Annotated in this window: 29 protein-coding genes and 5 pseudogenes; 9 read left to right on the top strand and 25 right to left on the bottom strand. The window is 36.8% G+C overall.

Annotated elements, in window-relative coordinates; translation table 11 throughout:
* Positions 1–258: 258 nt before the first annotated feature.
* On the bottom strand, positions 259–597 hold the full coding sequence (locus tag RE409_RS10035) for a YolD-like family protein (protein WP_201181278.1): 339 nt from the start codon (positions 595–597) through the stop codon (positions 259–261).
* Positions 598–820: 223 nt separating this feature from the next.
* On the opposite strand from RE409_RS10035, the gene RE409_RS10030 reads away from it, so the two are divergent.
* Entirely contained in the window at positions 821–1,033 is a 213-nt protein-coding gene (locus RE409_RS10030; RefSeq protein WP_201183530.1) for a hypothetical protein, read from the top strand.
* Between the two features lie 105 nt (positions 1,034–1,138).
* On the opposite strand, the gene RE409_RS10025 is transcribed toward RE409_RS10030, so the two are convergent.
* The 5 genes from RE409_RS10025 to RE409_RS10005 form a co-directional block, all read right to left on the bottom strand.
* The gene (locus RE409_RS10025) at positions 1,139–1,471 is read right to left on the bottom strand and encodes a hypothetical protein (RefSeq protein ID WP_201221166.1); all 333 of its coding nucleotides are present in this window, start codon (positions 1,469–1,471) and stop codon (positions 1,139–1,141) included.
* Positions 1,472–1,540: 69 nt separating this feature from the next.
* Positions 1,541–1,813, bottom strand: a complete 273-nt coding sequence (locus RE409_RS10020; protein WP_201181282.1) for a hypothetical protein — start codon at positions 1,811–1,813, stop codon at positions 1,541–1,543.
* A gap of 302 nt (positions 1,814–2,115) precedes the next feature.
* The gene (locus RE409_RS10015; protein WP_201181284.1) at positions 2,116–3,204 is read right to left on the bottom strand and encodes a GerAB/ArcD/ProY family transporter; all 1,089 of its coding nucleotides are present in this window, start codon (positions 3,202–3,204) and stop codon (positions 2,116–2,118) included.
* Between the two features lie 494 nt (positions 3,205–3,698).
* Positions 3,699–3,902 carry a hypothetical protein gene (locus RE409_RS10010; RefSeq protein ID WP_201254501.1) on the bottom strand — a complete coding sequence of 68 codons (204 nt, stop codon included), beginning with the start codon at positions 3,900–3,902 and terminating at the stop codon, positions 3,699–3,701.
* Between the two features lie 6 nt (positions 3,903–3,908).
* The gene (locus tag RE409_RS10005) at positions 3,909–4,154 is read right to left on the bottom strand and encodes a major tail protein (RefSeq protein ID WP_207196311.1); all 246 of its coding nucleotides are present in this window, start codon (positions 4,152–4,154) and stop codon (positions 3,909–3,911) included.
* A 984-nt stretch (positions 4,155–5,138) separates the two neighbouring features.
* On the opposite strand from RE409_RS10005, the gene RE409_RS10000 reads away from it, so the two are divergent.
* Positions 5,139–5,450: a CotD family spore coat protein gene (locus tag RE409_RS10000; protein WP_201181289.1), complete on the top strand. Its 312-nt coding sequence runs from the start codon at positions 5,139–5,141 to the stop codon at positions 5,448–5,450.
* Positions 5,451–5,753: 303 nt separating this feature from the next.
* Entirely contained in the window at positions 5,754–5,942 is a 189-nt protein-coding gene (locus RE409_RS09995; protein WP_309558918.1) for an aspartyl-phosphate phosphatase Spo0E family protein, read from the top strand.
* Positions 5,943–6,035: 93 nt separating this feature from the next.
* On the opposite strand, the gene RE409_RS09990 is transcribed toward RE409_RS09995, so the two are convergent.
* The 3 genes and pseudogenes from RE409_RS09990 to RE409_RS09980 form a co-directional block, all read right to left on the bottom strand.
* Positions 6,036–6,164: a hypothetical protein gene (locus tag RE409_RS09990; RefSeq protein ID WP_274606901.1), complete on the bottom strand. Its 129-nt coding sequence runs from the start codon at positions 6,162–6,164 to the stop codon at positions 6,036–6,038.
* A gap of 117 nt (positions 6,165–6,281) precedes the next feature.
* Positions 6,282–6,485 (bottom strand): hypothetical protein, encoded by a 204-nt coding sequence (locus RE409_RS09985; RefSeq protein ID WP_201181291.1) that lies wholly within the window; start codon positions 6,483–6,485, stop codon positions 6,282–6,284.
* 167 nt (positions 6,486–6,652) lie between these two features.
* Positions 6,653–6,802, bottom strand: a pseudogene (locus tag RE409_RS09980) (DnaB-like helicase C-terminal domain-containing protein); the annotation flags it as partial.
* Positions 6,803–7,072: 270 nt separating this feature from the next.
* Here RE409_RS09980 and RE409_RS09975 point away from each other — a divergent pair.
* Positions 7,073–7,261, top strand: coding sequence for a hypothetical protein (locus RE409_RS09975; RefSeq protein ID WP_098177535.1), 189 nt, complete (start codon positions 7,073–7,075; stop codon positions 7,259–7,261).
* Positions 7,262–7,302: 41 nt separating this feature from the next.
* Here RE409_RS09975 and RE409_RS09970 read toward each other — a convergent pair whose 3' ends face one another.
* Positions 7,303–7,527, bottom strand: a complete 225-nt coding sequence (locus tag RE409_RS09970; RefSeq protein WP_201181292.1) for a hypothetical protein — start codon at positions 7,525–7,527, stop codon at positions 7,303–7,305.
* Between the two features lie 164 nt (positions 7,528–7,691).
* Between RE409_RS09970 and RE409_RS09965 the strand changes: the two genes are divergently transcribed.
* Positions 7,692–8,186 carry an FUSC family protein gene (locus RE409_RS09965; RefSeq protein WP_201181293.1) on the top strand — a complete coding sequence of 165 codons (495 nt, stop codon included), beginning with the start codon at positions 7,692–7,694 and terminating at the stop codon, positions 8,184–8,186.
* 31 nt (positions 8,187–8,217) lie between these two features.
* On the opposite strand, the gene RE409_RS09960 is transcribed toward RE409_RS09965, so the two are convergent.
* Together RE409_RS09960 and RE409_RS09955 are read right to left on the bottom strand one after the other, a co-directional pair.
* Complete coding sequence (locus RE409_RS09960; RefSeq protein WP_309558917.1) at positions 8,218–8,463, bottom strand: Fur-regulated basic protein FbpA; 246 nt, start codon at positions 8,461–8,463, stop codon at positions 8,218–8,220.
* 62 nt (positions 8,464–8,525) lie between these two features.
* The gene (locus RE409_RS09955; RefSeq protein WP_242485295.1) at positions 8,526–8,957 is read right to left on the bottom strand and encodes a DUF6944 family repetitive protein; all 432 of its coding nucleotides are present in this window, start codon (positions 8,955–8,957) and stop codon (positions 8,526–8,528) included.
* A 427-nt stretch (positions 8,958–9,384) separates the two neighbouring features.
* Between RE409_RS09955 and RE409_RS09950 the strand changes: the two genes are divergently transcribed.
* Positions 9,385–9,969, top strand: coding sequence for a cupin domain-containing protein (locus RE409_RS09950; RefSeq protein ID WP_309558916.1), 585 nt, complete (start codon positions 9,385–9,387; stop codon positions 9,967–9,969).
* 427 nt (positions 9,970–10,396) lie between these two features.
* Here RE409_RS09950 and RE409_RS09945 read toward each other — a convergent pair.
* The 5 genes and pseudogenes from RE409_RS09945 to RE409_RS09925 all read right to left on the bottom strand — a co-directional run.
* A pseudogene (locus RE409_RS09945) lies at positions 10,397–10,519 on the bottom strand (LysM peptidoglycan-binding domain-containing protein); the annotation flags it as partial.
* A gap of 12 nt (positions 10,520–10,531) precedes the next feature.
* Entirely contained in the window at positions 10,532–11,323 is a 792-nt protein-coding gene (locus tag RE409_RS09940) for a GH25 family lysozyme (RefSeq protein WP_242485296.1), read from the bottom strand.
* Between the two features lie 48 nt (positions 11,324–11,371).
* Positions 11,372–11,518 carry a hypothetical protein gene (locus RE409_RS09935; protein ID WP_309558915.1) on the bottom strand — a complete coding sequence of 49 codons (147 nt, stop codon included), beginning with the start codon at positions 11,516–11,518 and terminating at the stop codon, positions 11,372–11,374.
* A 7-nt stretch (positions 11,519–11,525) separates the two neighbouring features.
* The gene (locus RE409_RS09930; protein WP_309558913.1) at positions 11,526–11,708 is read right to left on the bottom strand and encodes a hypothetical protein; all 183 of its coding nucleotides are present in this window, start codon (positions 11,706–11,708) and stop codon (positions 11,526–11,528) included.
* A gap of 635 nt (positions 11,709–12,343) precedes the next feature.
* Positions 12,344–12,910 carry a hypothetical protein gene (locus RE409_RS09925; RefSeq protein ID WP_201221181.1) on the bottom strand — a complete coding sequence of 189 codons (567 nt, stop codon included), beginning with the start codon at positions 12,908–12,910 and terminating at the stop codon, positions 12,344–12,346.
* 982 nt (positions 12,911–13,892) lie between these two features.
* Here RE409_RS09925 and RE409_RS09920 point away from each other — a divergent pair.
* On the top strand, positions 13,893–15,323 hold the full coding sequence (locus tag RE409_RS09920) for a PQQ-dependent sugar dehydrogenase (protein WP_201249753.1): 1,431 nt from the start codon (positions 13,893–13,895) through the stop codon (positions 15,321–15,323).
* A 488-nt stretch (positions 15,324–15,811) separates the two neighbouring features.
* Here the strand turns inward: RE409_RS09920 and RE409_RS09915 are convergent.
* The 7 genes and pseudogenes from RE409_RS09915 to RE409_RS09885 all read right to left on the bottom strand — a co-directional run.
* Positions 15,812–16,250: pseudogene (locus RE409_RS09915) on the bottom strand (RNA-guided endonuclease TnpB family protein); the annotation flags it as partial.
* Positions 16,251–16,338: 88 nt separating this feature from the next.
* Positions 16,339–16,431, bottom strand: a complete 93-nt coding sequence (locus RE409_RS09910; protein WP_201181296.1) for a phage holin — start codon at positions 16,429–16,431, stop codon at positions 16,339–16,341.
* Positions 16,432–16,659: 228 nt separating this feature from the next.
* Entirely contained in the window at positions 16,660–17,547 is an 888-nt protein-coding gene (locus tag RE409_RS09905; RefSeq protein ID WP_309558912.1) for an alpha/beta hydrolase, read from the bottom strand.
* A 328-nt stretch (positions 17,548–17,875) separates the two neighbouring features.
* Complete coding sequence (locus RE409_RS09900; RefSeq protein WP_201181300.1) at positions 17,876–18,265, bottom strand: phage portal protein; 390 nt, start codon at positions 18,263–18,265, stop codon at positions 17,876–17,878.
* 267 nt (positions 18,266–18,532) lie between these two features.
* Positions 18,533–19,882 (bottom strand): FAD-binding oxidoreductase, encoded by a 1,350-nt coding sequence (locus RE409_RS09895; RefSeq protein ID WP_309558911.1) that lies wholly within the window; start codon positions 19,880–19,882, stop codon positions 18,533–18,535.
* A 407-nt stretch (positions 19,883–20,289) separates the two neighbouring features.
* Positions 20,290–21,261: pseudogene (locus RE409_RS09890) on the bottom strand (terminase TerL endonuclease subunit); the annotation flags it as partial.
* Positions 21,262–21,536: 275 nt separating this feature from the next.
* Positions 21,537–22,595 (bottom strand): alkene reductase, encoded by a 1,059-nt coding sequence (locus RE409_RS09885; protein ID WP_397444160.1) that lies wholly within the window; start codon positions 22,593–22,595, stop codon positions 21,537–21,539.
* Positions 22,596–23,430: 835 nt separating this feature from the next.
* On the opposite strand from RE409_RS09885, the gene RE409_RS09880 reads away from it, so the two are divergent.
* The gene (locus RE409_RS09880; protein WP_201181306.1) at positions 23,431–23,733 is read left to right on the top strand and encodes a hypothetical protein; all 303 of its coding nucleotides are present in this window, start codon (positions 23,431–23,433) and stop codon (positions 23,731–23,733) included.
* A gap of 321 nt (positions 23,734–24,054) precedes the next feature.
* Here the strand turns inward: RE409_RS09880 and RE409_RS09875 are convergent, their stop codons facing one another.
* Positions 24,055–24,642, bottom strand: a complete 588-nt coding sequence (locus RE409_RS09875) for a peptidoglycan recognition protein family protein (protein ID WP_309558910.1) — start codon at positions 24,640–24,642, stop codon at positions 24,055–24,057.
* A 130-nt stretch (positions 24,643–24,772) separates the two neighbouring features.
* On the opposite strand from RE409_RS09875, the pseudogene RE409_RS30650 reads away from it, so the two are divergent.
* Positions 24,773–24,886 (top strand): annotated as a pseudogene (locus RE409_RS30650) (YjcZ family sporulation protein); the annotation flags it as partial.
* Positions 24,887–25,179: the final 293 nt, after the last annotated feature.

The raw sequence follows: 25,179 nt of genomic DNA, 5'->3' as shown, positions 1-25,179 counted from the left end.
CCTACTAAAATTGCTATATCCTCACTAGCAAATGGGTTCTGGTGCAAATATGATTTGTTCGAGTTGATGAAGGAACACAAAAATAAACAATCTTTTCTCAAAACATGCTTTTGTACGTTTATCAAGAGTTATAGCATAAATTTGTTTAACCTATATTTCAAAGAGCTACAGAAGAATCTGCGCCAATGGTCAAGCAGAAAATTCACAACCTTCTTTAACAGAAAAACAGGCTCCTCTCAACTATGAGAAGGACTTTTTTTAATCCTCTACGATCACACCAATAACCTCATCAAACTGAATATATTCAAATGAATTATCTTTCTTTTGAATATGTAACAATTTATTAATTGAGTTTATGTATACACTATGACCCTGTAATTCTCTAGGAAACCTCTTATTATATAATTGAAACTTTATCGGCAAATGGTTTTCCATCGAGTAATGAATTTGATTTTCATATTCTTCTTTTTGATAATCATCAAGAATTGGTTTTTCTTGTCTAAAATAGTCTTCGTTCATTTGCTTTTGAAATGCTTTATGCTCAGGTAAAATTAAGGCTACTTGCCACTTTAGAATTCCTCGGTCACGAATAGACATCTTAAGAGGACCTCCCTTTTTAATCATTACAAACGAGCACACGTTCTTTAGAAAGTAAAAAAATCTCTTCCCCAATTAAGGAAATTGCATTCCATTGAACTTAACATTATTTATGGTTATTTAATTTTATTACTTGGCGTTATTACAGGCCATTGATTGATGGGAATATGAATGTTAAATATAGATGGTACTTACATACAAAAGAAACTAATTTTTTGCAGATTTGGAGGATTCCCCAGTCGCTAATTCGGGATTTAAGAAAGCTCCTGATTGGGCCGCTGCAATTGCAGCCTACGAGTGGATTCAACAGATTCAAAATGAATTTGGTTCTAGTAAAGATTTCAGGATAGATAAAGTGGTTTATAACGGAGACAATGATATTACGGAGTTAATTAAGAAGGGTAGGCCTATAATTGAGGATGATTTGCCTTTTTAAACAGAAATAAGCCTCTCTCTAATGAGAAGGGCCTTAAAATTAGAAGTATCTATACAATTTCATATTCGCTCTCTCATAGTTGCTCTTAGCCACTAACTTCTTTTCTCAATAAGGGTAGTATGAGTATGGGTATGGGTAGGGGTATGGGTATGGGTAGGGAGCATATCCTGGATATCCATAACCATCATATCCATAGCCACCATAATAGGGTCCTGCAAACAACGCTCCTGCAGCAAGACCTTCTTCAAAAGGAATTCCACCTCCAACTGGAGCTCCACCAGCACTACCTCCAACACCACTACCGTGACCAACGTGACCAACACCACCAAAACCTCCGACATGACCAAAACCTCCGATGTGACCAATACCACCAACACCAACAGCAATTCTTCTTAAATAATTTGCATTTATATCTTCATTTATTATTAAATCATACATTTTTAGTAATTCCCCCCAATTCTTTATTTGATTTAGATTATGTAAAGATAAGTAGGATGTTTAGGTTCATTACCTAGAGATATGTACATTCGTGGAATTCTGCTTCTTGTTTTCCGTAATAGATAGGATGTCTTTATCGATTTCCCACCGTTTACCTATGTCTTCCCCTCTTCTAGGCAGGATGTCGATAAATCGACCAGTTATCCTATTATCCTCAATTTCCACACGGTCCCTAAGTTCACCTCCCCAAGTATTAATACATTCTGTATACTTTCCCGTTTCAATTTCACCTTCCTTCACTTCCTTTACCAATTCGATCATGTTTCTTTTTAAATTTGCCATTTCAAAACATCCCTTCGTTTTTTAAAGATTTGATAAACATTGATGTTGATTTTTGAACAAATAAAAAGAGACCACTTATTGTGGTCTTCTTTAGTTCATCCTGTGGAACTATTTCAACTGTTAGTTCAATAAGGAAAGCATGCCTTATTAAAGAACTGCGCCCTTTAATGGTATAACACCTAAGCTTCTAATAGCGTTTATTGTTAAGATAACTATAAAGGTTTTCATGGATGGTTTGTGTAAAAATTACAGAATTCCACAGAAGTTACTTAACAAATAACACCCAATCTTAGTTTGGTCCATCATTTTTTGTGAACTTTGGCGATTGTTAGTAATAACAATGGTAACAGAAACCCGAATGTCATTGCATAAAAAGGCCAGATGTCTGAAATAAAGTTACTATAATAGACGGTATTGGGTGCCATAATCAATGTAAAGACAATCAAAATCATACCAAATGGAAAAACCAAAGGACGATAATCTTGCAATTTTAACGTTTGTGCCAGACCTAAAACGGTCACATAAAAAAACAAACTAAATCTAATAAAAATTGTGATGAACCATATTATGGCTAGTATTGCTTCCAGCCTCGTCAGGAAATTAGCGATATTGATTTTCTGAGCCAATTTATAGCTTGGATAAATTTCTTTTGCTGTTAAATCGACACCAAGAACAAGAATGGCTAACATTGTTATTATGATCAAAACACTTCCAGCCAACAATTGACCGACAAACAGACTTTTTCTTATTCTGTCTTTTTGACTCACGAACGGGAGGATCATCAGAACCGCAACCGGTTCTATAAAGGGAAAGACAATAAATGGTATAGACCCCCGTATAACTGGTTTCACTCCTCCCTCCCAGACGGGTTGCAGATTTTGAAATTTAATCTCAGGCAATAGAAGAATCATCAATGATGATAAAAGTATTACAACAAAAGGAAACAATATTTCCGCGCTTCGGGCCAAAGGTTCCAAACCAAGCCGTGCGGACATGAGGACGATACTCATAAAAAGAAACATGATCACTTGAATTGGAGTTTCAGGCATAATCTGACTTGTCATAAAATCACCAATTTCTCTCAGGTAAGTCGCTGTGGTTATAAAAAAGTAGCTTATAAATAGAAGCGAAATCGCTATTCCCAGCCACTTACCCAAAATTTTTTGGCTGTATTCCACTAATGTTAAATCAGGATAGCATTTCCTTAAAGCGTCATATAAAAAGACAACCAATAACGGTGCTATCGCCACGCTAAAAATACCAGAAACCCAACCATTTTGTTTTGCTTCAGAAGCGACAATGGAGGGAATAACTAAAATAGAATCACCAACCGTATATAATATCACTAATATCGTCAGTTGACGGCTTCCGATTTTACCCTTCTCGAGCATTTTGATAAGTTCCTTTCACGACAAAACGGTAAGTTATATACAAACGGTAAAAAAACAAAGAAGAGCAAAATTTGTTTCCTTTTTTCTAGCTTACTCAGCTCATTTGTGATTTCATAACCATTATTGACAGAAGATGAATATACAAACCCTTTTGAGGACAAGTTATTCAACAACATCATTTAATAGAGCATTAAATTAAATAAAGATATAGCAGGAGTATTCCAGCTCTTTATCCTTCTAGTGTCTCTACTCTCGCTACTATTTCGTTCCACTGTTCTTCCGTCGGGAATCCATCAGCACCCTTGTCGCTTTGAGCCTTGCGGACCCGGAACACCTTCTCCTCCGTCCTTTACATTACGGACATAGCTTACAACTTCCCCTGCAATTTCCGCATTTATTGAATATCCGCTGATAGGAGGCGCCTCTTCTCCAAGAGCTTCAACGATTTTTCCATCTTCACCAGTTTCAACAGAAACACCTGCTTGAATGTCTTCTCACGCTTCGACCTTCCACGTTTCTCTTTTCTTAATAGATACATAGACAGTTTCGCCTTCTTTGATCGCTCTTGTTACTAAAAAGTCAGGTTCTCTTTCTTGAGCTAAACGAATATTAATTTCATTTTCTTTATCTTCGATTGCTAATACTACTAATCTGTTAGCGGGAATATCTTCAACCACAACAGCTTTAAAGTTTGACATTATCCTTCAACTACACTTTGCTCTCCTCACTTTTTCCTGGATAAGGCTTGCCAAATATCTTTTGGAATAGAGAATCACGGTTGTCTGTTTCACCTTTTTGTCAGCTCCGAACAGAACAGATTTTTCAGCCCCTTGAACATAACGCTCCATAAATTCTCCAGTTATTTCTTCATTATCAAATTCTTTGTTTTCTTCTTTGGTTTTACCGGAAATTTTAGAACATATGAACATTCCTTTTGTAAGCCTACCCACTCTTTAGATCCGTCCTCAAATGTCTTGGTAAACACTGCTGCCACATAAGGCCCAACGCTTTTGCAACTTGGTCGAGAAAACCATCTATAACCTTATTTACCTCGTCCACACTTTGTGATTGACTATTCTTCATTTCCTCGTATTTAAAGCCTTTTTGTTGAGTAACTATAGCCACGGACTTTCCGGAGAAAGCTCTATAAATCTTGTTGATATAATTCTGTAGTTTTTCCTGCCCTTATTCCGTTTTATCACTGACAGCCTCTATATGAACCACACCACGTATCTGATTCTTGCGTTTCTAAAATTCTACGATTCTACTAAATAGTTCCCCATATTCGGCATATAGACCATCAAGCATAGTTGATTAGTTTTTATTACTGTATTCCAGGTCAATAATATCGTTCATTTTGAAGGAACGGTTAAAAGTAAAATTTTTAACGGTCACATCTGTGAAAGTATCCTCAAAAATCGCATATTCGATTCGTATAAAAGAGTCAGTGCATCAGCAGCCCCCTATTAACCTCTTGCACCTGTTAGTTTAGTAAGAAAAAAAATAGCAATTTTACCGAAAATGAAACCAATAATAAATATAGATGATTATTACAAATGCAATGATTTAACGGTTAGAAAAAATACAGTGCGATATCTTACTGTTAACTGATGTTATTTTTATTTGTGATTAATTATCAGAGACGCATAAAGGCCGGAAAACTGAATTACTTTATCTCACAGATTTTGTCTGCATAAGTGTAGTCTAGCTTTAAACGCATCAAAATGTTGGATTAGATATATTTGGAATGCTGTTACATATCGTCATAGTTAATTCGAACTGCGCAATATTATCATATAGAAATTGTATATGTGCAATATAAATTTAGCTTTTTCAATGTAGGTGTATTGAAAAGAGGCATTAATACTAGTCCATTTATTATTGCAGTTCATAAACTATCAAAGGTTTATAAAATAATAATTGGAGGTTTTGAAATGTATAATAAATCATGGGGTTCTACAAACTGCGGCCAATGTCCACCACAATATTGTCCGCCACAAACTTTTCCTACTCAGTATGATCCACCTCAAATTTCACCTACAAAGCAATTTGTTAATACGAATGTATCGAACACGGTGATACCTGTTGTTCATCCTTCACATACTACAACTGTGAATAAGCATGTGAACACGTATAAACATTATTTCCCGCATACACAATCTGTGGTGAATGAGTGTTGCACTCAAAACATTATTTGTGGAATGCCACATAATCCTTGTTGTCCGCCGATGCCATTCAGATATTAAATTTAAGCCCCTATTTGGGGCTTTTATTATTAATTTTCTCCTTCTCTCACAGTTTGAATATATCAATTCACCTACTTCGTTACATTCTTTTTCATATTTTATTAATTCAAAAATGAAAAATTGGAATATGGGCTGCTTATTCATACTGTACGGTAATTTTATCCCTATACTTATGAGGTCCAGTCAATAATGATAAGGGTCTAGTTAATAGTTGTTTGATAAGATTTTGTAAAACTCTTGTCTCTTTGTTAAATATTATCTATAATATTACCTATTGATTTTATTTTTTGAAGATTATTACAAATGAACAAGAGAAAGGTTTTGAAAACTGAAGTGTTATCCCTTAATGAAATGAAAAGCAATATTGATTGCTTGAGAGCCCATTTGATTGAAATTGGAACCTTAAAAGGACTTTCTCATCCCGAAACGATTAAATTTAGTCAAGAGTTAGATAAGTGGTTGTACAAATATCAAAAATCCATATCAAACTGATCCTATATTCCGGAAGTTACTTTTTCTACACTCTTCCTTCACAGTCATTGTCCACTATTCTTCAGCCACTTTAAACGCAATCCAAGCATTCTTTTAATCGATTTGGTTCTTTGATTTTCCGATGCTCTCTTTTGGAACAGCATTATCGTTTTGCCACATAATCATTGTTTCCCCGAAAACTCCAATTGGTAGAATCATCGGAGTGAGTTTTCGGTTGCTCACAATATAAATCATATTTGCTTCTAAACTAATTTTCGCTTCCTATGCCACTTGATCCACCCCCTATTTTTCTTTTGCGAAAGTATTTAAATCAATAATTTTTAACATTTGCTTTTCCTCCTAAAACCACTTATTAGCGTCACTGGTTGCATTGATTTCTTTATACTCTGCTAGAACTAACTCATATTTCAAATCATCATAATCCAGTAATTCAATGGACTGTCCGTGATGGGAGTTAGTCACTTCAAGTGCTATCAACTTTCCCAAGACAAAATTCCGTTTCATTTGGTTTTGAGATTGTGCAGCATCATATAGCTGACCCATAAATACTTTTCTGATATTCTTTCAACAACTCATTCATTCTCGGCCTATTATTCTCCTTTAAAAAAAGATCGAGTACTGATTTATCGTCAGTAAAGTTGACCGTGTTTTTTTCGTATACCAGAAATTCAATCAACAAACGGAGTGATGTATGCTTGTTTTTGACGGACTCATGATAAAGCTCTCAAACCGTCATGTCTGCGCTCCAGATTGAGGAACACCCCATATTCTTTGATGAATGCAAGTGATATGGTTCCAATGGGACCATTTCTTTGTTTACCAATAATAATTTCTATAATGTTTTTGCTCTCCAATTGCTGTTTTATTTAAAGGCGTAATGTAATTTTCCGTAGCAACATTATCCCCTCAATTTGGACAATGGGCCTTCTTACGAGGAGCTAGTTTCCCATGGATTTCAATAATTAATATGCAATCATTGCAAATGTACTTCAATTTAGCACCCTCCTTAATTGCCTAATGCATGGCTTATTCGAACTGTGCAGTAATAAAATCAATTAATGGTTTTAAAACCAACTTTATCATGGTAACCTTTTTATAAATATATTTTACATATATAAGGAGGGAATAAAATGTCTCTTAACGTACGCCTTTTTATAACCATAGTTACTGCTCTTTTATTTGTCATTCTTGTGTTCATGAATTTTTTGGGATATTGGAAAGCCAACTCAGCAATACAAATTCTTTTTTTCTTTATTATGGTAGTATCTATTTTCAATGCGGGTACTGAAACCGGTAAAAATCTAAAAAACAGGAGCTGATTGGAAAATTCTAATTGGCTTTTTTACTGCACAGTTTGTGTCTACTCTTCGATTCTTCTTAACTTAGCAATCCAAGGAGAAGAAAAATCTTCTACCTTGAATCTCCTCTGTTCGAATGAAAGATTATGAAGCACTTCAGATTGAGGATTTTGCTGTTTAAGAGGAGAAATAACCTCAAATCCTCTCGCCTCTAAATCCTTGATATCTTGTTCAACGTCATACTTCCTTTGACGACGTATAATAATCGGCTGCATATGCCTGGACATTAATACCCTTCTTCCTGACGTTTCCCTTTCAGCGTCATACTTTGGTCACCTTCTTTTTCTTCTTAGGCTTGTTCAACTACATAAAAAAACAATTAATCTATATACATAAAAATTCACCATAGGAAGGATTCTATAAAAAGGTAGAATATTACACCGAGGTGAATATGAAAACAAAAAAACACGAAGTTCCAAATAAGAACTTTTCAATTCTAATATGGAAAATGGCAATAGGTTCTACTCTGTCCTGGGAATTATCAAAACTATTGGGTTCTGATCATCCTTACTTAGCTCCACTCACGGTCATCCTATGCCTTCAATCAACAATTGACATAACGGTCCAACGATCCATACAACGTGTAATTGGAACCATGATTGGTATTTCCGTAATTGTACTCATTGCAAGACATATGAGTATAAATGGATGGAATTTAGGACTATTAATTCTTTTAGGATGTTATATCACACAGTGGTTAAAATTTAACAAAACAGTAATTCATCAAGTCGCACTCACGATATTATTTGTCTTTGTACTTGAACACCAAACGAAACATTATGCCATAGATAGAATGACAGATACTCTGGTCGGTGTAATTATTGCAGTTTTGATACAGTTTGTTTGGTTCCGTCTAATTTTCAAGAGAAAGCAACAAGCCCGGTAGTAAAGATTTACACAAATGACGTTTCTTTTTATTAGTCATGTATTTTCCTCACTTTTGCTTTTTCAGTATCAAATATGCTTTCTAATTCGGGTAAGGAAAGTTCATATAATTGTCGACCCTCAGGAGTTTTGAAATAATCCATTATCAAAAGTTCAGATTTATAAAAATCCCTTTGCAAAACTATGGATTTATTTAATTGATTAGTGGAAACTTTTTTTCGGGCAATAATCGGGAAGCTGGTAAATCCATTAGAATTAAAATACTGCCCGATAATCACCCGATAAATGCCCGATTAATCTTGAGCTGATTTGAGTTATTATCTGTGTTTCTGTTCTTTTCTTATTCATATACTCCTCCAATAGCCTGTAATGAGTTCCCTGTAGATAGTAATAGGTTTCCAATAATGTTTTCTGAATGGCCTGGGAGGGGATTGAGCTCGATTCCGTGTCCCACGTTAATAAGTCCACCTAACGCTTGTATCCAGTTCCCGGTAATGAATATTTTCTGTGCTGTTTGTTTTTTTAAGTTAATAACCAACCCAGTAATGACGGTAGTATTCCCAATTGACTGAAATTCCTTCCCAATTTTTCGAAGGGCGTCTCCTTGCCCTTCAGCTTGTAAAGCATTACCCCCTGACTGTAAGACGTTCCTCCACAAACTTAGGTCTTCTCGCAAATTAGTTTTTATGAAGTACAGTGGCGAAGCTCCAATCGCAGCAGAAATTGTTCCCACAACTACTATCACAGAACCAAAGATCTCTTTAAATTTCATTATTCATTTCACACCGCCAACCTATTATTAGGTTATAGCCTATGTATATGAAAATTGATGTTTTTATGTCAACAGGCTTTATGTATACGATTCCTCATAACTTACGGCATCATATTCAACGCCCCGCCCCTTTAATCAAAAGAAAAGAAAGATGCCGTCGCGATCATCCCCCTGTTTAATAAAAGCATCCTTTTAACTAGGTTAAGTTTTTTGTGACTTGTTCCGCCAGTAATTATTGTAGTGTAAACGAAAAAGATAAGAGGCTCCCTATTACAACCTTCACCTTATGTTCATTTTATGTAATAGGTTTCAGTTGCCTATAGGTACTTATCTGATTCATATTGCATGTCGTTATCCCATATAACATTATAGTAATACCTTATTATTCGCATTATATAAAAATTCTTAGGCAATGGGAGGAAGATTCATGGGGAAGTCTGGATTCGTACCTGACAATACAAACATAAAAAAAACAAGCGGAACACCTAATCTCTTTTTTGACTCAAAGAATAGTATCTTCCACCAAAGAGACCCTGAAAATGTTTTATATGAGATAACCTCGACCCAAATTCCTGCAATGGTGGGTGGTGCTTTTGCAGACCTCTATCTTACAAAGGGACATATTCGGGAACCACATTGGCATCCTAACGCTTGGGAGTTAGATGTTATAGTTTCAGGTGAAGCCCAAATCTCACTTATTGACCCAGATACTAATAAATTGCATACCTATATGGTGAAACCTGGTCAAGTTGTTTTTATTCCGATGGCTTGGTGGCATTGGATTATACCTAAGTCAGAAAAATTGCATCTCCACCTCTTTTTTAACAATGACCAACGTGAAGCAGCAGAAGGTTCTGATACGTTACGACTAACACCTCCAGAAGTTTTCCAACTAGCATATGGTGTTGATGCTACAAAAATAGCCGATGTATTAACTCCAATTAAAGAATCGGTCGTAATTGGACCACCTCATCCTATAACTCACAAAACTAGAGGAATGAATTTATGTTAATATATGGATTGATTGCATTTTTAGTGAGAGGAGTGTTTTGAATGACAAAACGATGTACTGGTGAGAGGTAAATTGGATAAGAAAAAATATTTTATTCTATTACCGCCAGCATTGATTATAGGAATAATTTTAATAATATATCAATATCATCATTCAAAAGAATTTAAACCTTATGTACTTTTAGTACCCTTGGTCTTCTGGCTGTTCTATTATAGTTGGATATATATTGAAAAGAGGAAAATGAAGAAGTTCAAATAATTATTTTGAACTCGCTCGGTTAGGTTAATTTTTCTCACGAATGCTAACGGGGGCAAACCACATTCAGTAATATATCTCTTAAAAGGTAGTAAAAGTTCCTAAATAACGGGGAGTTGAATAAGACTTAAATCCTAAAAAGTCCCCTCTAAATTAAGAGAAGGACTTTTACTTATTTCACACGTAATTTTTGACCGACATAAATTTTATCGATATCCTTTAAACTATTCCAATTTTTAATTTGGGTTGTGGAACTTCCGTATTTTTTAACTAATGCTGATACGGTGTCGCCACTTTTAACAGTATGTTACTTTTTGGTACTATTTGTTGATACTGATCCAGTGACTTTAAGTTTCAGACCGATATTAATTTTGTCTGGGTCTTTAATTCCATTAAGACTTACTAGGGCTTTTACGGTTGTTTTGTATTTTTTTGCAATCAAGCTAAGTGTGTCGCCTTTTTTTACAGTATAAGTTGTTGTGGATGTACTGGATGTATTGGGCGGGCTAACAGTATTTTCTGTGTCCGTGAAATCCCTATAGGCTACATTTAAATCTACCTTTGTGCTAATACCATTTATTTTACCTGAATCAGAATGTTGCCAAATATCTGCGCTACGTCCCAATGTGCTGTTGTATCGAGCAATCCACAAAGTATACTTCTTCAATCTTGATTCATCTAAAGCATTTTCAAGAAAGGATTTACCTGTATATAACATAGCAGTATGTCCTGCATCTTCAATGGCCTCTAAAAATGCAATAACGGCGTCAGTTAGCGTCTTTTTCTTTGCCTTTTTTTTGTTTTCTTCAAGGTCAAGAACAGCAGGGTAATTTAAACCAATAGAACTGATAGAATCTATAAAATACGCAGCCTCAGCCTTTGCTTCTGCTTCAGTAGCAAACTTAGCATAGTGATAGGCCCCCACTTTTAATCCCGCTGACAAAGCTTTAGGAGCATTTTCTTTAAAGTAGGAAAGCTTAGAATAACTCGTTCCCTCGGTTGCTTTAATAAATACAAACTTCACACCATCTTTTGCGACTTTGTTCCAATTAATTACACCTTGCCAATGTGAAACATCAATTCCTTTTATAGTTGTCATATTAATATCCTCCTCTTTTTTTAAAAGAATAGCCACCCAACGGGCAGCTTATTTTGAAGTTCCTTCTCTTTTTGCTATTAACTCATATAGCCCTGTTCCACCAAGACCAGCGAATGCACCAGCCCATAACCTCAAAACAATATCCATATCTGTGAATGGAAAAGAAACTGAACCTATTCCTAGTCCGATTACCAAGCTTAAGTTAGGTAAAAATATTGTTTGGTATAGTAACGGTTTGCTTAACGACTTGAACCACTGCTGCTACTATTGGTGCTAAAATAGTTTTAAAAATTAATACTTGGTGCATGACTTCGTTTTCTATATTAAACATCTCCTTTTTTTTCGATTTGATCAATGCGTTTATGTGCCTGTTTTGTACTTTCATCTATACGTATAACAGTCTCTGACAATGCAGTCCAACGTTGGTCACTAGCTTTAAAATCAATCCTAATTGAATCAACTGATTGACCAATATTGTCTAATTTTGTTCTTATAATTGCCGATTCTGTAGCATCACTTTTAACATCCTTGTCCCTATTTCTGTTAAATGTAAAGAAATCAATAATAACACTAGCAGTTGATTACACCGATTTCAATTGTCAAAACATGACCTCTTTGAACGCTCTATTTATGCATAATAAAAAGCCGTTTCAAAATTTAGAGACGACTTGAAATTTGTTGCGATTTAGTTTTTTAGTTACCGCACAGTTTGTTCCTATTGGGGTCCTACCAACAAAACGCGGAAAACATACGCTAAGGGAGTAACATCAGGAAAATACAGATTTACAACGGTAAAGAAATCCAAATATAAAAAGCCTAATTTCTCGCTTTTAACACCGAGAAATTAGGCTTTAGTTACTTCATTAAAGCGCCCGTTAACGGAGTAGCGAAAATGATCCTAATATGAGTATACTTTTAACAAGAAATTCTTTTGTGACTAACATCTTATTAAACTATATGAACCTTTACAAAGAAAGAGTGCATGTCATATTCCTAGCAATGTGCCCTAAACTTGCTTACCTATTTTTCCCCCATCAATTTATACCATTTCTTAAAGATAAACCTGCTTAATTCAACCCATACCCAGCTATATATAAAAGAAAAAATGTAAATAAATCCTATAACCTTTAATGAAAGAGATGTACTGGCGATTGGTCCTAAAACAGGGAAATGGACAATATATAAAAGAAAACAAATTCCACCCATTAATAATATAGACGTAAAAACTATGATGCCAATTCGTCTTTTTAAAATAAGAAGAGCTATTCCAAGTCCTAAACCTACTATCCCTGTTGTAAACGGGAAAACAAAAGATTCGCCAGGTTGGATCAGAATCAGTAAAAGAAACGTTAAAACATAACTTTGAAGCCCAAAGGGAATAGATATAATGGTACAAATCAAGATAGGGAGAGTGGCAAAAGGACTGATTAAATAACCGATCCCTGGGAGAAAGTTTCCGGTTGACTGCAGGATAGCTGCAAGTGCAGAAAAAAGGGCGGCTAATACGAGCTTTTCAGAATAAGAAAACGTTTTAAAATAATGGTGGAGCATGTATGATTCATGTGATAAAATGCTAAACCAATTCATGAGTTCCTCCTTCTCTTCTTACAGCACATAAGCTTTATTACTCCATCCTTTTTTCGGTACATAAGAAACTTCACATAAAACGCATTTATCTATGCAATCGCCATCATTACATCACTTATACCTACTAACATCACTAAAAAAGAAAAGAAAATCAATCATATTCCGAGTGGTAATTCAGAGTAAACAGCTGTCATTTCAATTAAAGTCCAAGTCCTCTATCCTTCTTAACGCGTCATATAGAACCGGTTTTAGGGATCGTTTTTTTCCAATAGTCCGAATTCCTAAGATTCCAAAATCGACAATATATAAAGACTTTTCCTTCGGACTAAATTTTGCTTGAACTGGACGAATACAACCATGGGAATTCTCCTCACCTTTTTTATTCACAAGGAAGTCCTAATTTGCCGGTTTTAAGATTGACTCGTACGACTTTAAAGCCAAAGTTCTTTCCGCGGATACAAAGTCCATATCCCTGGTTTGGTCGATAGACATTTCACCGACATGGCCGAATGACTGTTGAGTTGAAAAATCGAATATATTTGATGAACTGTGACGTTCAAAACGAGCCAACGTTTGTCCGGCTATTTTTATCGTTAACTAAAAAATAATACAAATGACTACGAAGAAGCATCATATGCAGCAGGAATGAATTTTGGTCTTGAAGAGGTAGAACTTTTTTTAAACCGTTATCATCCTCAATATTGGATTCAGGTTTTAGTTAAGACGAAATCAATACTATTTAATGAAAGAAGACAACCAAGTAAAAGAAATTGGAACCGTAGATGTTATTTATGAAGGACAACCGACAAAAATACGGATTCAAGCTGAAATTCTTATTGAAGATGTTTAGAAAGAGATTGTTCTATATATGTTTATATTATTAAGTAAATTCCCGAAATTCCCCGGCCCTAATTTGATTCTAATAGAACAGTTCTAATCATATTCTTATAAAAGAAAACAATAAGAAGGAGTGTAAAGTTAGTTGATAAAAGTTAAGGTTAGTTTACGGCCCATTGTAAGTAAAATAAATTTACCCACTGTTTTGAAAACAGCAATACTTCCGGGTGACTCAATTGAAAGATTATTTATTGTAACTCAGGTAGGAGAGATCTTTTACATAGGGGACGGGGTTATAAGGACTTTTTTAGATATTCGCCCCCGAATCATAAAACTTGGTGATTCTGAACTAGGTGTTTCTCGTGGAGGATATGATGAACGAGGACTGCTAGGGCTAGCGTTTCATCCAGAATTTAATTATAACGGTCTGTTTTATCTTCATTATTCAGTAGCTGGAACACAAGGTCCAGGTGCTCTTTCTGAACCTTTTAGGCCTAACCCGTGTGATCCCAGAACTTTAAACCTAAGATGGATAAATAGAGAAAATCAATATGATCATATTGATACAGTTGAAGAATGGATTTTACAATCGAATGGTCAACCTCAAAAACGACGAACATTACTTAACTTAAGAAGACCATTTTTCAATCATAATGGTGTCAATAGCTTAAACTTTTCACCTGAAACCGGAAACCTTGTTTTAACAACCGGAGATGGTGGATCAGGCTATGATCCATTTAATTTAAGTCAGGATGATATGGAAATTGCTGGTAAAATAATTGAAATTGATATAGTTAAGAATACATTTATCTATAATCCACCGGTAATCACACGTTTTAATGAACTTCCCGCACCTATTCAAGAAACGCTTACGGTAATTGCCAAAGGGGTTCGCAATATACCAGGCATTTCATTTCAAAAGTTTTATAATCAGTATATCAAATATGTGGGAAATGTCGGACAGGATTTGGTAGAGTCGATTTTTTCATTCGTTCATTATAAACCAATACCGGTTACTCAGCTTATTCAAGCTTCTTTAATGAAATCTAAACCTGACCTAGAAGGAATTATTAACTTTGGCTGGCGAGGATGGGAAGGTGCTTTTCCTACTTCGTTTATAAGGGGCTGCTCTGCAAATCCAACTTTGGATGAGAAAACAATTGCTTATTACAATGAAGCAATAAATTCTTCAGTGAAGCGTATTCAGCCTATAACTAGTTATTTTCATAAAGATCCCCGACCCGATAAGTTTGGAGGAACTGCACTTACGGGAGTTCAGCCATATATGGGGAATGGAATCCCCAATTTAACGGGAAGCGTTGTGTTTACCGATCTTGCCAAGGATAAAGAATCTCAGCCACCGGTTAGAGGGGTTTTAGCTTATACCAGGGTAGGTACAGATTGTAAACTAAATGATTTTAGTGTTATTGAAACCGATTATAATTTTGGGTCTCAATCAGCTTATTATGTTAATTTGGGAACGAATCTGGATCAAACAAGACTATATTTAGGGGTTTATGGCTCTATGAAAGTGACTGATTTTCACCAAGGTACTGTTTTTGAAATTGTTCCATGATTTATAACTATAAAATTCTACTTAATACCAGATAAATCTCCTTCTTGGATTTAATTGAATTGAAATATAAAACAAACAAGAGAGCAATCATGTTCCTTCGTTTGTTTATTTTTCAGGAAATTTAAAAGCCGAACATCTTAATTTCATCCCAAATATTTGTATTTCTCTTACAATAGAGCAGATATTATGTTGCTTGTCCTCTTGAGATTACTCGTCGTCTTTGAAGAAGTTATATTCCGCGACTTCTTAGACAAGGTTCTCCTGTATTTGGAACTTAAGTATAATTCTCCACATTCTTCTCCATAGTTTTCACATAAATATCCAATTTCTAAAAAGAGTTATTCCACAAAATGGCACGATTGTTGAACAAAATTAAAAAAGATATTTAATTCATTAGTTCATGGTTGAACTACCCACCACTTATCGACCTTACGGTCTGATTGAAGTTGGGGATTCCTAAGAACATTAGCCTATCGGCCAATTTTTAATTAGGCTATTCCCGTAGTTCCTACGGTTAGAAGCCTTATGGCTTCATTCATTAGATTGAGTCCTGCGTTAATACCTCGATCGTGGTGAGTAGAACAAAAAGGACCTCCCATTCACGAAGATTCAGATGTTTAACCTCTTTATTTTGGTAACCGCAGCTAGAACACAATTGGCTAGAAGCAAACGTTTTAGATACGGTCACGATTTGTTTGCCATACCATTTTGCTTTGTATTCCAACATTTTTTTGAATTGGTACCAAGATACTTCACTAATAGCTTTAGCTAGTTTGTGATTTTTATCATATTCGACACTTGCAAGTCTTCCATTCCAATAACATCGTGGTTTTTGATGATTTCGGTAGAAACTTTATGTAAGTAATCCATTCGGGCATTTGAAATTTTTTCGTGTAGGATAGCCACTTTTCGTTTTTGTTTTTGATAGTCATTTCCCATCGTCTCCTTTTAATTTAAAATAAAAAGCCACCCAGTGGGCAGCTTATTTTAATCCTTGTTTTTTCGAAACTTCTTCTTATTTCTGAGCTTTCTTGGTTACTAAATACTGATTTTTATATACTCCATACAAAGCAAAACCAAGTGGAACAATCGCTGTTAGAAAGTTCATGCTTATAATCACTGCCTAGTTGTTCCTACTACTTCCGTTAATTCTATATTGAGTATTTGGAAACACTTCAAGTGTTAGTTAATTAGATACTACTAATACTTAAAGAGGGACCCTGCAAAGGATGGCCTTTTTAAATACCTCCTGTTTCCTTTTCGATCAATTCCCGAATCTTGGCGGATTACGGATCGATCTTGCTCTGGCCACACAATAAAATGCTCTTACAGCACGTCAGTCCCGGCCCGCCTCGTAAAACTTCTGCGCCACCATATCCGGCCTTGTACGCGTGTCCGTAAAGTGGTCGCCGTCGCTGACGATCAGGCGGAACTGGCCGAGCCGTATGGACATATGCGGATGCCAGCCGAAGCCCTCTCCTTGTGGCAATGCGTTGTCTTGGTAGAAATAGACATAGCTTTTGGGCGTAGGCAGCGCGTAGAACGCTTTAAGATCTAGCTTCTCGAAAAGCGGCTTAGCCGGTTCCGGAGTGATGCCTGTATACATCCGTTTGGCTTCCTCCAAAGTGGCCGTATTGACGAACAAATCCCGAAACAGCGGAAACGGAAGCATGATCGTATCGTCCTTCGAGCCGGCTCTGAGCTGCTCAAAACCTTGCCTCATTTGGGGCGAGAACTCGTCGGCAACCGATTCGCCGTCTTTCAGTACGAATGCGTCCCAGAAGACAAGGCGTTTTATGCGATCCGGGACCTGTTCTGCAACCTTTTGGATGACAGTTCCGCCGAAGCTGTGCCCGACGAGAACAAAGTTGCGTAGGTCCAGTTTCGTTATAAAATCAACGACGGACTTCGTGATCATCTCATGCGTGACATCTTTGTTCGGATCTTTGCCGTGACCTGCGTATTCCGGCGTATAGACGGCATGCCCTCGACTGCGCAGCACCGCCGCTACGTCGTCCCAGAAGTGAGCGTCAGCCCAAGAACCATGCACAAGTACGAAGGTAAGCCGTTGCTGTGCGGGTAAACGGTATCTTTCATCCGATTCGGGGGCACCATCGCTCCAGAGCCACCATCCTTCAGAATAAGGGGAGTAATAATAGCCGCGGGGCATAGACCTATAATCGGGATAGGGGAATTGATGAATTTCTTGAAGATAAGGAAACATGTACAAGACATCCTTTCAAATCGACATATACTATCAGCCTATGCCCACTGCGTTTGAGAGGTTCCCACACTCGATCCGCCGAAAAAAAGCCGCAAGAGAAAACCATCTATAACCTTGTTTACCTCGTATACACTTTGTGATTGTCTATTCTTCATTTTCTCGTATTTAAAGCCTTTTTGTTGAGGAACAATAGCCATGCACTTTCCGGAGAAAGATTTATAAATCTTGTTGATATAATTCTGTAGTTTTTCCTGCCCTTTTTCCGTATTATCACTGACAGCCTCTATATCAACAACGCCATGTATCTGGTTCTTGCGTTTCTGAAATTCTATGATTCTACCAAATAGTTCCCCATAATCGGAATACAGACCATCCAACATGGAGATAGCTTTTTATTGCTGTATTCCAGATAAATAACATCACTCATTTGAAATGTACGGGAAAACGTATAGTCTTTAATGGTTACATCTTTGAATGAATCATTTACTAGGGCATATTCGATTCGTGAAAAAGAGTCAGCAAACAATAAATCTTCCGAATCTGCCTGAATGATCAAACACTCGTTGTCATATATCAGCTTGTGAACAACAGTCTGCCAAAATTGGCTGGCTGACATGTTCGGGTTAGGTCTGACATTTAACCAGTAATACATTTCATCCTTCACAAACTTTTTATCATTCTTTACATAAAACTCGGTTTGGCTGATGGGTTCGGCCAATCATATTGATACCTGTTTGAATCGCCAATTGCTGCATGTGAATTTCTTGGAAGTGTCTTCGATTAAATCAAAGACTAACATGAATTCAAGTTCTTTATTTCTGCTTTTCACTAAAATCCCAATTTCTCACCTCCCTTTTTTAAGGCTTTGTTTAACATTAATGTTGATCTTAGTCGCACCATAATACCAGTTATTGGAAGTTGTTACTTCCTACTAACAATTCTAGATATCTGAATACATAAAAAATGATAAATGCAAAAGATATATTTAAAATTTAGGAGGTATACTTTGCGGAAAGTGGAATACATTTTCGGGATCATACTTGGCTTTTATTCTTTGTAATCTATCAAAGTTGGTTCCATAATAAGCCGGTCCAAAGTTTATAATATTCTGATCTGGAGAATTTACGTAGGCCCCTTCAACGAAAGGATTCAACTGCTGGTGTGTTCTTGCAACCAATGCAAGATTCCTTGATGCCTCAGAGTCTTGTGTCCAGGTTGTATTCCACTCCAAATAAAACTTCGGACTACGCCAAAAAAAAGCAGTCGCCTCAGAAGAGATTCTACTTACAGCGCCACCACAGTTCAGAAAAAAGAAACTGGATTCGGTTCCGGTCGATTCTTCTAGGAAACTGCGCATGATCTTGATTGCTTCATCCGGAAACAGACATGTCGCCCAAGCCGATGAAAATTTATAGTTCCGGTCTGCTCTTCCAGGGATTGGTTCATCTGGTATCAGATGTTCAACAACATTCGGATAGGACAATTCTTGGATAAACACCTTTGTTGGAGTACCTACGCTCGTTAAAGGCTCTAACAAGCTAGTTAGTTTCGTTTTTGAACCCAGGAATAGTCCTGTTGCATGAAGCAACCCATTATTTTTAGAGAAAATATCTAATATAGAACCTAGTCGGTTGTCAACAAAAGGAGCCCATTTTTGCCACGCCTTGAAAACTTTCTCTAGTTGGTTCCATGGCCAAATAATTTCGAATACTGTTGCTTCAGCGGGGGCATGATGTACCTTGAACCTATATTCAGTATTAATTCCGAAATTACCCCCACCTCCACCGCGAGAAGCCCATAAAAGGTCTGAATTGTTGTTTTTGTTTGCCTTTAAGACTGTTCCATTGGCGTCAACCATTTCCAATCCAATGAGATTGTCACTGATAAAGCCAATTGATCGCTGAAGTAGCCCCATCCCTCCACCCAAGGTGATTCCGCCAATTCCAACGGTTGGGCTATCTCCGAATGGGACCATGAAGCCTTCCTGTGCTAATTTCTTTACTAGTGGACCTACATTGATGCCAGTTTGGACGATAGCAGCTACTTCTTTCTCCCTAATTAACTGCACCTTTTTCATATCACTCACATCGATAACAATACCGTCTTTAACTATTGAAAGATTTTTGTCCAATGCATGTCGTCCGCTCCGAACCCGAATCGGCACATTGTTCATTCGTGCCCATTTTATAGCATTTGTAACATCCTTCGTGCTTTGAGCAAAAACAAATACAAGGGGAAAGGTATCAACGTACGGGTTCCAGTTTAGGCGTGCCTGTTCATATCCTGGTTCCCCTTTAAAGATGACTCGTCCTGTCAGTCGTATTTTTAATACCATCAATTCAACCCCTAACCTTAATTTAGTATTCGGGCTAAACTATGAAACAATTCATTTTCCAAATTCCCTATTTTTCTTTCTTCGTTTAAAATTCAAAAAAATGTACCTATACATCATATTTAATGTAAATAATAAAAAATATGCAACCTAGACTGATAATGCTGGGGATATATTAATAGGATTAATAACAATGATCATAGGATATGGAACAGAAATATTTGGTTGGGTAAGGCTTGTATAAGTTGGAGGAATCTCTAGGAAGGATGATCATAAAAAAGTGGGGTTTTATTCAACCTCTTACTAAGCTAAATGGCCCAATTGTTGAATAAAGATCAAACAGCGACTCTTCAACTATTCTGCCCCGATAGTTCCACAAGAAAATAAACAACATCGTTTAACAGAGCCTTTTAAAAATCTATATCATCCAAGAAAAAGTCCACGTCATCCACTAAAAGTTCATCTGCTTTAAATAAAGAGTAGATAAACGCCTGGAAACCATCTGTTTTCCTTCTAAATTCGTCTTTTTCCAAATATTCCTTGTTCCCATCCTTTTTAATGTGAACATAGACATTATTGGTATACCAACGCATGAGTGAGTTGTCATCAAAGATGATATTACTCTTAGCGAACAATGTTTCTACCCTCGGCGCTAATAAGGAATGAATGGCTTTAGGATTACGTATAAATTCTAATTCAAATCCCTCTGCTTCTCATGCGGTTCTTACTAAATCCAAACGGAAAGTATCAGCTACAATTTTCGTCAGTCCGTATTGCCCACGCATCTCTACAAACCAATTAACAATATGACGGATATCAATAAAAGGCTCATCCACAATGGTGATGTGCCCTAGGTGTTCCCATTCTTTGATAGGTACCTTTAGCGTAACGATATCCAAAAACCCTTTACGAATGAATGAATGAATGAATGGGATTTCCAAACGTAATCCTCACCGACTTTAAAAAGCAACCCGACTGCAGCAAAGTCTTTGATACTGGCAAAATCCAAACCGCCTACACAGGTTCGGTGCGATAAGTCAGGGAATGGTCTGTTTGTGGCCAGGATATCTTCCCAGCTTGCTACACTTTTTGCCAAGTCCACTTCCTGAAGATTCATCCCTTTGGTCATGAATTCTTCTCGGTTAGCTGGATTATTAGCAAGTTGCTTAAATTGAGTTAATACCTTTTTGAATAATCCTTTGGCATATGGGCTCCTTGGTTCGCTGAACATAGGATTCGTCTTTTCCCAAAAGTCGGGATTATCAACCTCGTTAGGGTCATCCAATTTTGCAGATGAAAGGGAATAAAGGGTCAACCAGGTCTTTTCCTTCAAGGATGTTCATAGCTCGTTCTTTCATTTTGTCTAGGAATCCTTCACGCACCTGTTAGCTCAATAAGAAAAACGATACCTCTTATTGAAGTATCGCGTTAGTTTAAGAAGAACATCATTAATCAATCAAATGGTTCTTTTCAATTTTCTTACTTATTTGAATCAGTAATTAATATTAAAATTAGGATTATTAGGCTTATTCCAAGTATAATTGTACCTACCATACTTACTCCCATTCCTGCAAATCCCCTAATTAACTTCAAAACTAACCTGCCCCGAAAAGAAGGTACGCTGACATGAACAAGTAAGCTTCCTGTTTTTTTTCTATTAAACCAATTGAATTAAATGTTTTTTTGCTTCGTAATCAACAAGTTTTTTATCCTGCTTAATTCGTGCAAGATAATCCGGATTGGCGATAAGCGGACGGCCAATCGCGGCAACGTCAATGGTGCCTTTTTTTAGTGCGTCTTCTGCTGTTTCAGCATCAAGCCCGCCTACACCAACTATAACTCCATCCCAGTGGCGACGTACCAATTCATGCATGGTTAGCCCTCTGGCAATCGGTTTGGTAAATTCCATTGTAGAAGGGTGAATCATTTTGACGCCTGTTTCTTTAAAAGCTTCAATAAACGTTTGAATCGCTGATTCAGGATCTTCCCACATGTAAGACGGCTGGTCAATTTTTAAAGCCGAGAAACGAATAAGGGTACGGTCTATTCCAACCGTATCAATGACTGCTGTTAGCACTTCCTTCATAAATGTCAGGCGTTGTTTTAAATCACCGCCGTACCGATCCGTCCTTTTATTGGAAGTGTCAGAGTTAAACTGGTCGATTAAGTAGCCATGTGCACCATGAATTTCCACGCCGTCAAAGCCGGCTTCCATCGCATTTTTTGCAGCTTGCGCATATTGGCTGACTACTTCTGCAATATCTATCTCTGTCATTTCCTCAGGAATATCAAAAGGTTTTCCGAATCGTGAAACCTTTCCTTCAGCAGCAAAAGGGGAAGGAGCCTGTGGTGGAAGTCCTCCTGCAATTTCGTGGTGGCTTGCACGGCCGACATGCCAGATTTGCGCAATAATGGTTCCGCCTTCAGCGTGTACAGCTTCGGTAACTTTTTTCCAACCATTAATTTGTTCTTGAGTGTAGAGCCCAGGAACGCCAGGATTACCCTTTGCTCTTGGTGAAATTACAACACCTTCCGTAATGATAAGTCCGATTCCATCTTGAGCTCGCTTTCGGTAATACTCTACGGTTAGGTCATTCACAACACCAGTTTTATCATCAGCAAACGACCGTGTCATAGGAGCCATTGCTGTTCTTGTTTTTAAGTCCCATGCACCAATTGTTACAGGTTCAAAAAGCTTAGTTTTTATTTGATTCATTTGAATTCCTCCTGTTAACCTCTTATTTATTGAGAAAGCTAACTTTTAGTAACCATTATGTGTAAGATTATATGAAAAGTGGTTAATTTTCAAATGATTCACTTCATCACCGGAGCTAATTGGTAAGATATTGTAATTAAGACCAATAAACAATCCATTCAGCTGTTACTAATAGGATTTTAAAAATTGAGGGTGATGCTCCTAGCGCACATTTTCCATTTCTTTGATTTGGACTGCCTCTCTTTTCAAACAAAAAGCGACTCAAACGAGTCACTTTGTAAATTCGGTTATGACTTAGGCTAATCTTTAGCACCCAAATTAATGGAAGTTTTGTACGGTCATTGTTTCGATTTAATATGTATAAACATTACTATTCCATATCGAATTTCGCTTGAATCTAGCCAAAAACACCCCTCTGAGTTATCTTCAAGACATAAGGAGTTTAACTTCGTCACCATCGTCAAACCGTTGCTTTATAAAGCTTTCAGGTCCCTTAAATAATCGAGTTGAACAATAAAGTTTTTATGTCTAACTGTTTAGGCAAAAAAAAAGGTTTATTTGATTCTCAACCCTGTTTAGTATTTATTCTGCATGTCCTGAGTGATGCCAATATTCACTCTAAACCAGACACCACGGCTACACTAACCGGGTCACTTGTTAAACGATCATGTAGTTATGTATGTGCCGCAGTAGTTTCAATAATCAGCAGTAAACAAAGGTAAATAAAAAATATTTTGGGATTTATGAAAAAGGGACGAAAAGGAACATAGATATAAGGGAACACATCTAAAAAAATGTATTCCATTTATGCAACTATGATTAGGAGTGAATTATTATGAGCAATCTGGTAACTTTGACGATAGCTTCAGAAGCGTTTCTCTTGCTATCCTTCATTATTATTTTTTTATCAACCAGGAATACGAAAAAGAATGTTCTATTGGTCATCCTGCTCATCATTGGAGGTGCGCCGCTTCTATATTTAGCCATAGATCATGTGAACAGCGAATATGTGGATGCAAATATCGGATTGGGCATTGCTTTTATGTTTACCTGGATATATAGCTTAATAGCTTTTATCATTGCTATCATTCTTTTAGTAAAAAAGAAAAGGAATAATAATATTTCAAAAGAACAGTAATCATCACATTTTGTCTGGTTTACAGTGAACAAAAAGAAGTGTCGCTCGGCCATATTCCAAGCAACCACGAATAATAAACCATTCAGGTAAAAAGGGAAAAGGTGCAACAGCTAAAAACCATCACGCCTTATTTAGAAGTCTTCTTCAAAACTTCCATACTATTACTTTATCACATGCAAAATGAATCAGTGTCCGTTTATCGTTCGGAAATCCTTCCCTCTAATATAGAGCCATTAATTCATCCACTTTTATTTGCCTTTCCGATGCAAAATAAGGTTAAAATACCCCTTTGAATTAGTTATAATCCAGATTGTGTATAATTCACATGCCCCGCCTTTTCTTACATTCTTGGATAGTGTAAACATCAGGTGCTGGAGATGGTTTAGCTGGTGTCTTTGAACCTTTCCAATCAAAAATTTCTCTGTAGTTATACTCACAACAAGCTTTCCAACTATAACCTGGCATTTCATTATGGGCTTTATCACACTTCCCTATCCCATTTTTAACAAGTGCAGTGTGAAGTTCTGCAATACTTGCAAGTGTGGCTTCATCTATATCGTCATATCGATAGTCTCCAGCAACACAGATACCAAGCGAAAATTGATTGCTGTTCCCTACATGATAAGTGAGTTTGTCTATATCATTCGCATATACAATCATAGCCCTTTTTCCGTTCGGCGTGTTAATAACATTCTTAGGTTCAATGATGAATGTATATCCTATCCCGGGCCACACCAGCGTGTTTACATGGTAATCCGCGAAACTTGCTGCATCAGATCCGGGCAAATGTTTTTTGTAAGTGAATGGTGATACACGGTGAGTGATTGTTTTCGTACGTTTTGAATACATGCCTTTTGATTTTAATTCCCCTCTCATATCGACTAATTGGGGTAGTTTAGAAAAGTTCATCTTTCATCGTCTCCTTTTTATTTAAATAAAGCTTTGTTAAAGATTAAGTGTCATTTTCCTGATTAGAGCATAAGGTAATATAACCCATTTAAGTTTTTCCTCCTTAAAAAACAAACAAGGAGATGTCTTTATGTCAGGTTGTGAATCAAGGTGTGACGACGGCTTTGGATTTGGTGGAGGTTTCGCCTTTATAGTCGTTTTGTTTATACTCTTAATCATTGTTGGAGCTAGCTTTGTTGGTGGAGGCGGCTACGGCGGCGGTTACGGCGGCGGTTACGGCGGCGGTTACGGCGGCGGTTACGGCGGCGGTTACGGCGGCGGTTACGGATATGGCGCATGTTGTTAAAAATAGTTAAAAAAAAGCCGACCCTTATTGGTCGGCCTTTTTTATCTATTCCGCCATAAGAAAATCAGCAACATCCTTTAACAGAGCCTAAAATAAAAAGCCGTTTCAAAATTTAGAGACGACTTGAAATTTGTTGCGATTTAGTTTTTTAGTTACCGCACAGTTTGTTCCTACTGGGGTCCTACCAACAA

This window comes from Peribacillus sp. R9-11 (genome assembly GCF_031345095.1).
Taxonomy (GTDB): Bacteria; Bacillota; Bacilli; order Bacillales; family DSM-1321; genus Peribacillus; species Peribacillus butanolivorans.
This window is presented reverse-complemented; position numbering and strand designations above follow the sequence as displayed.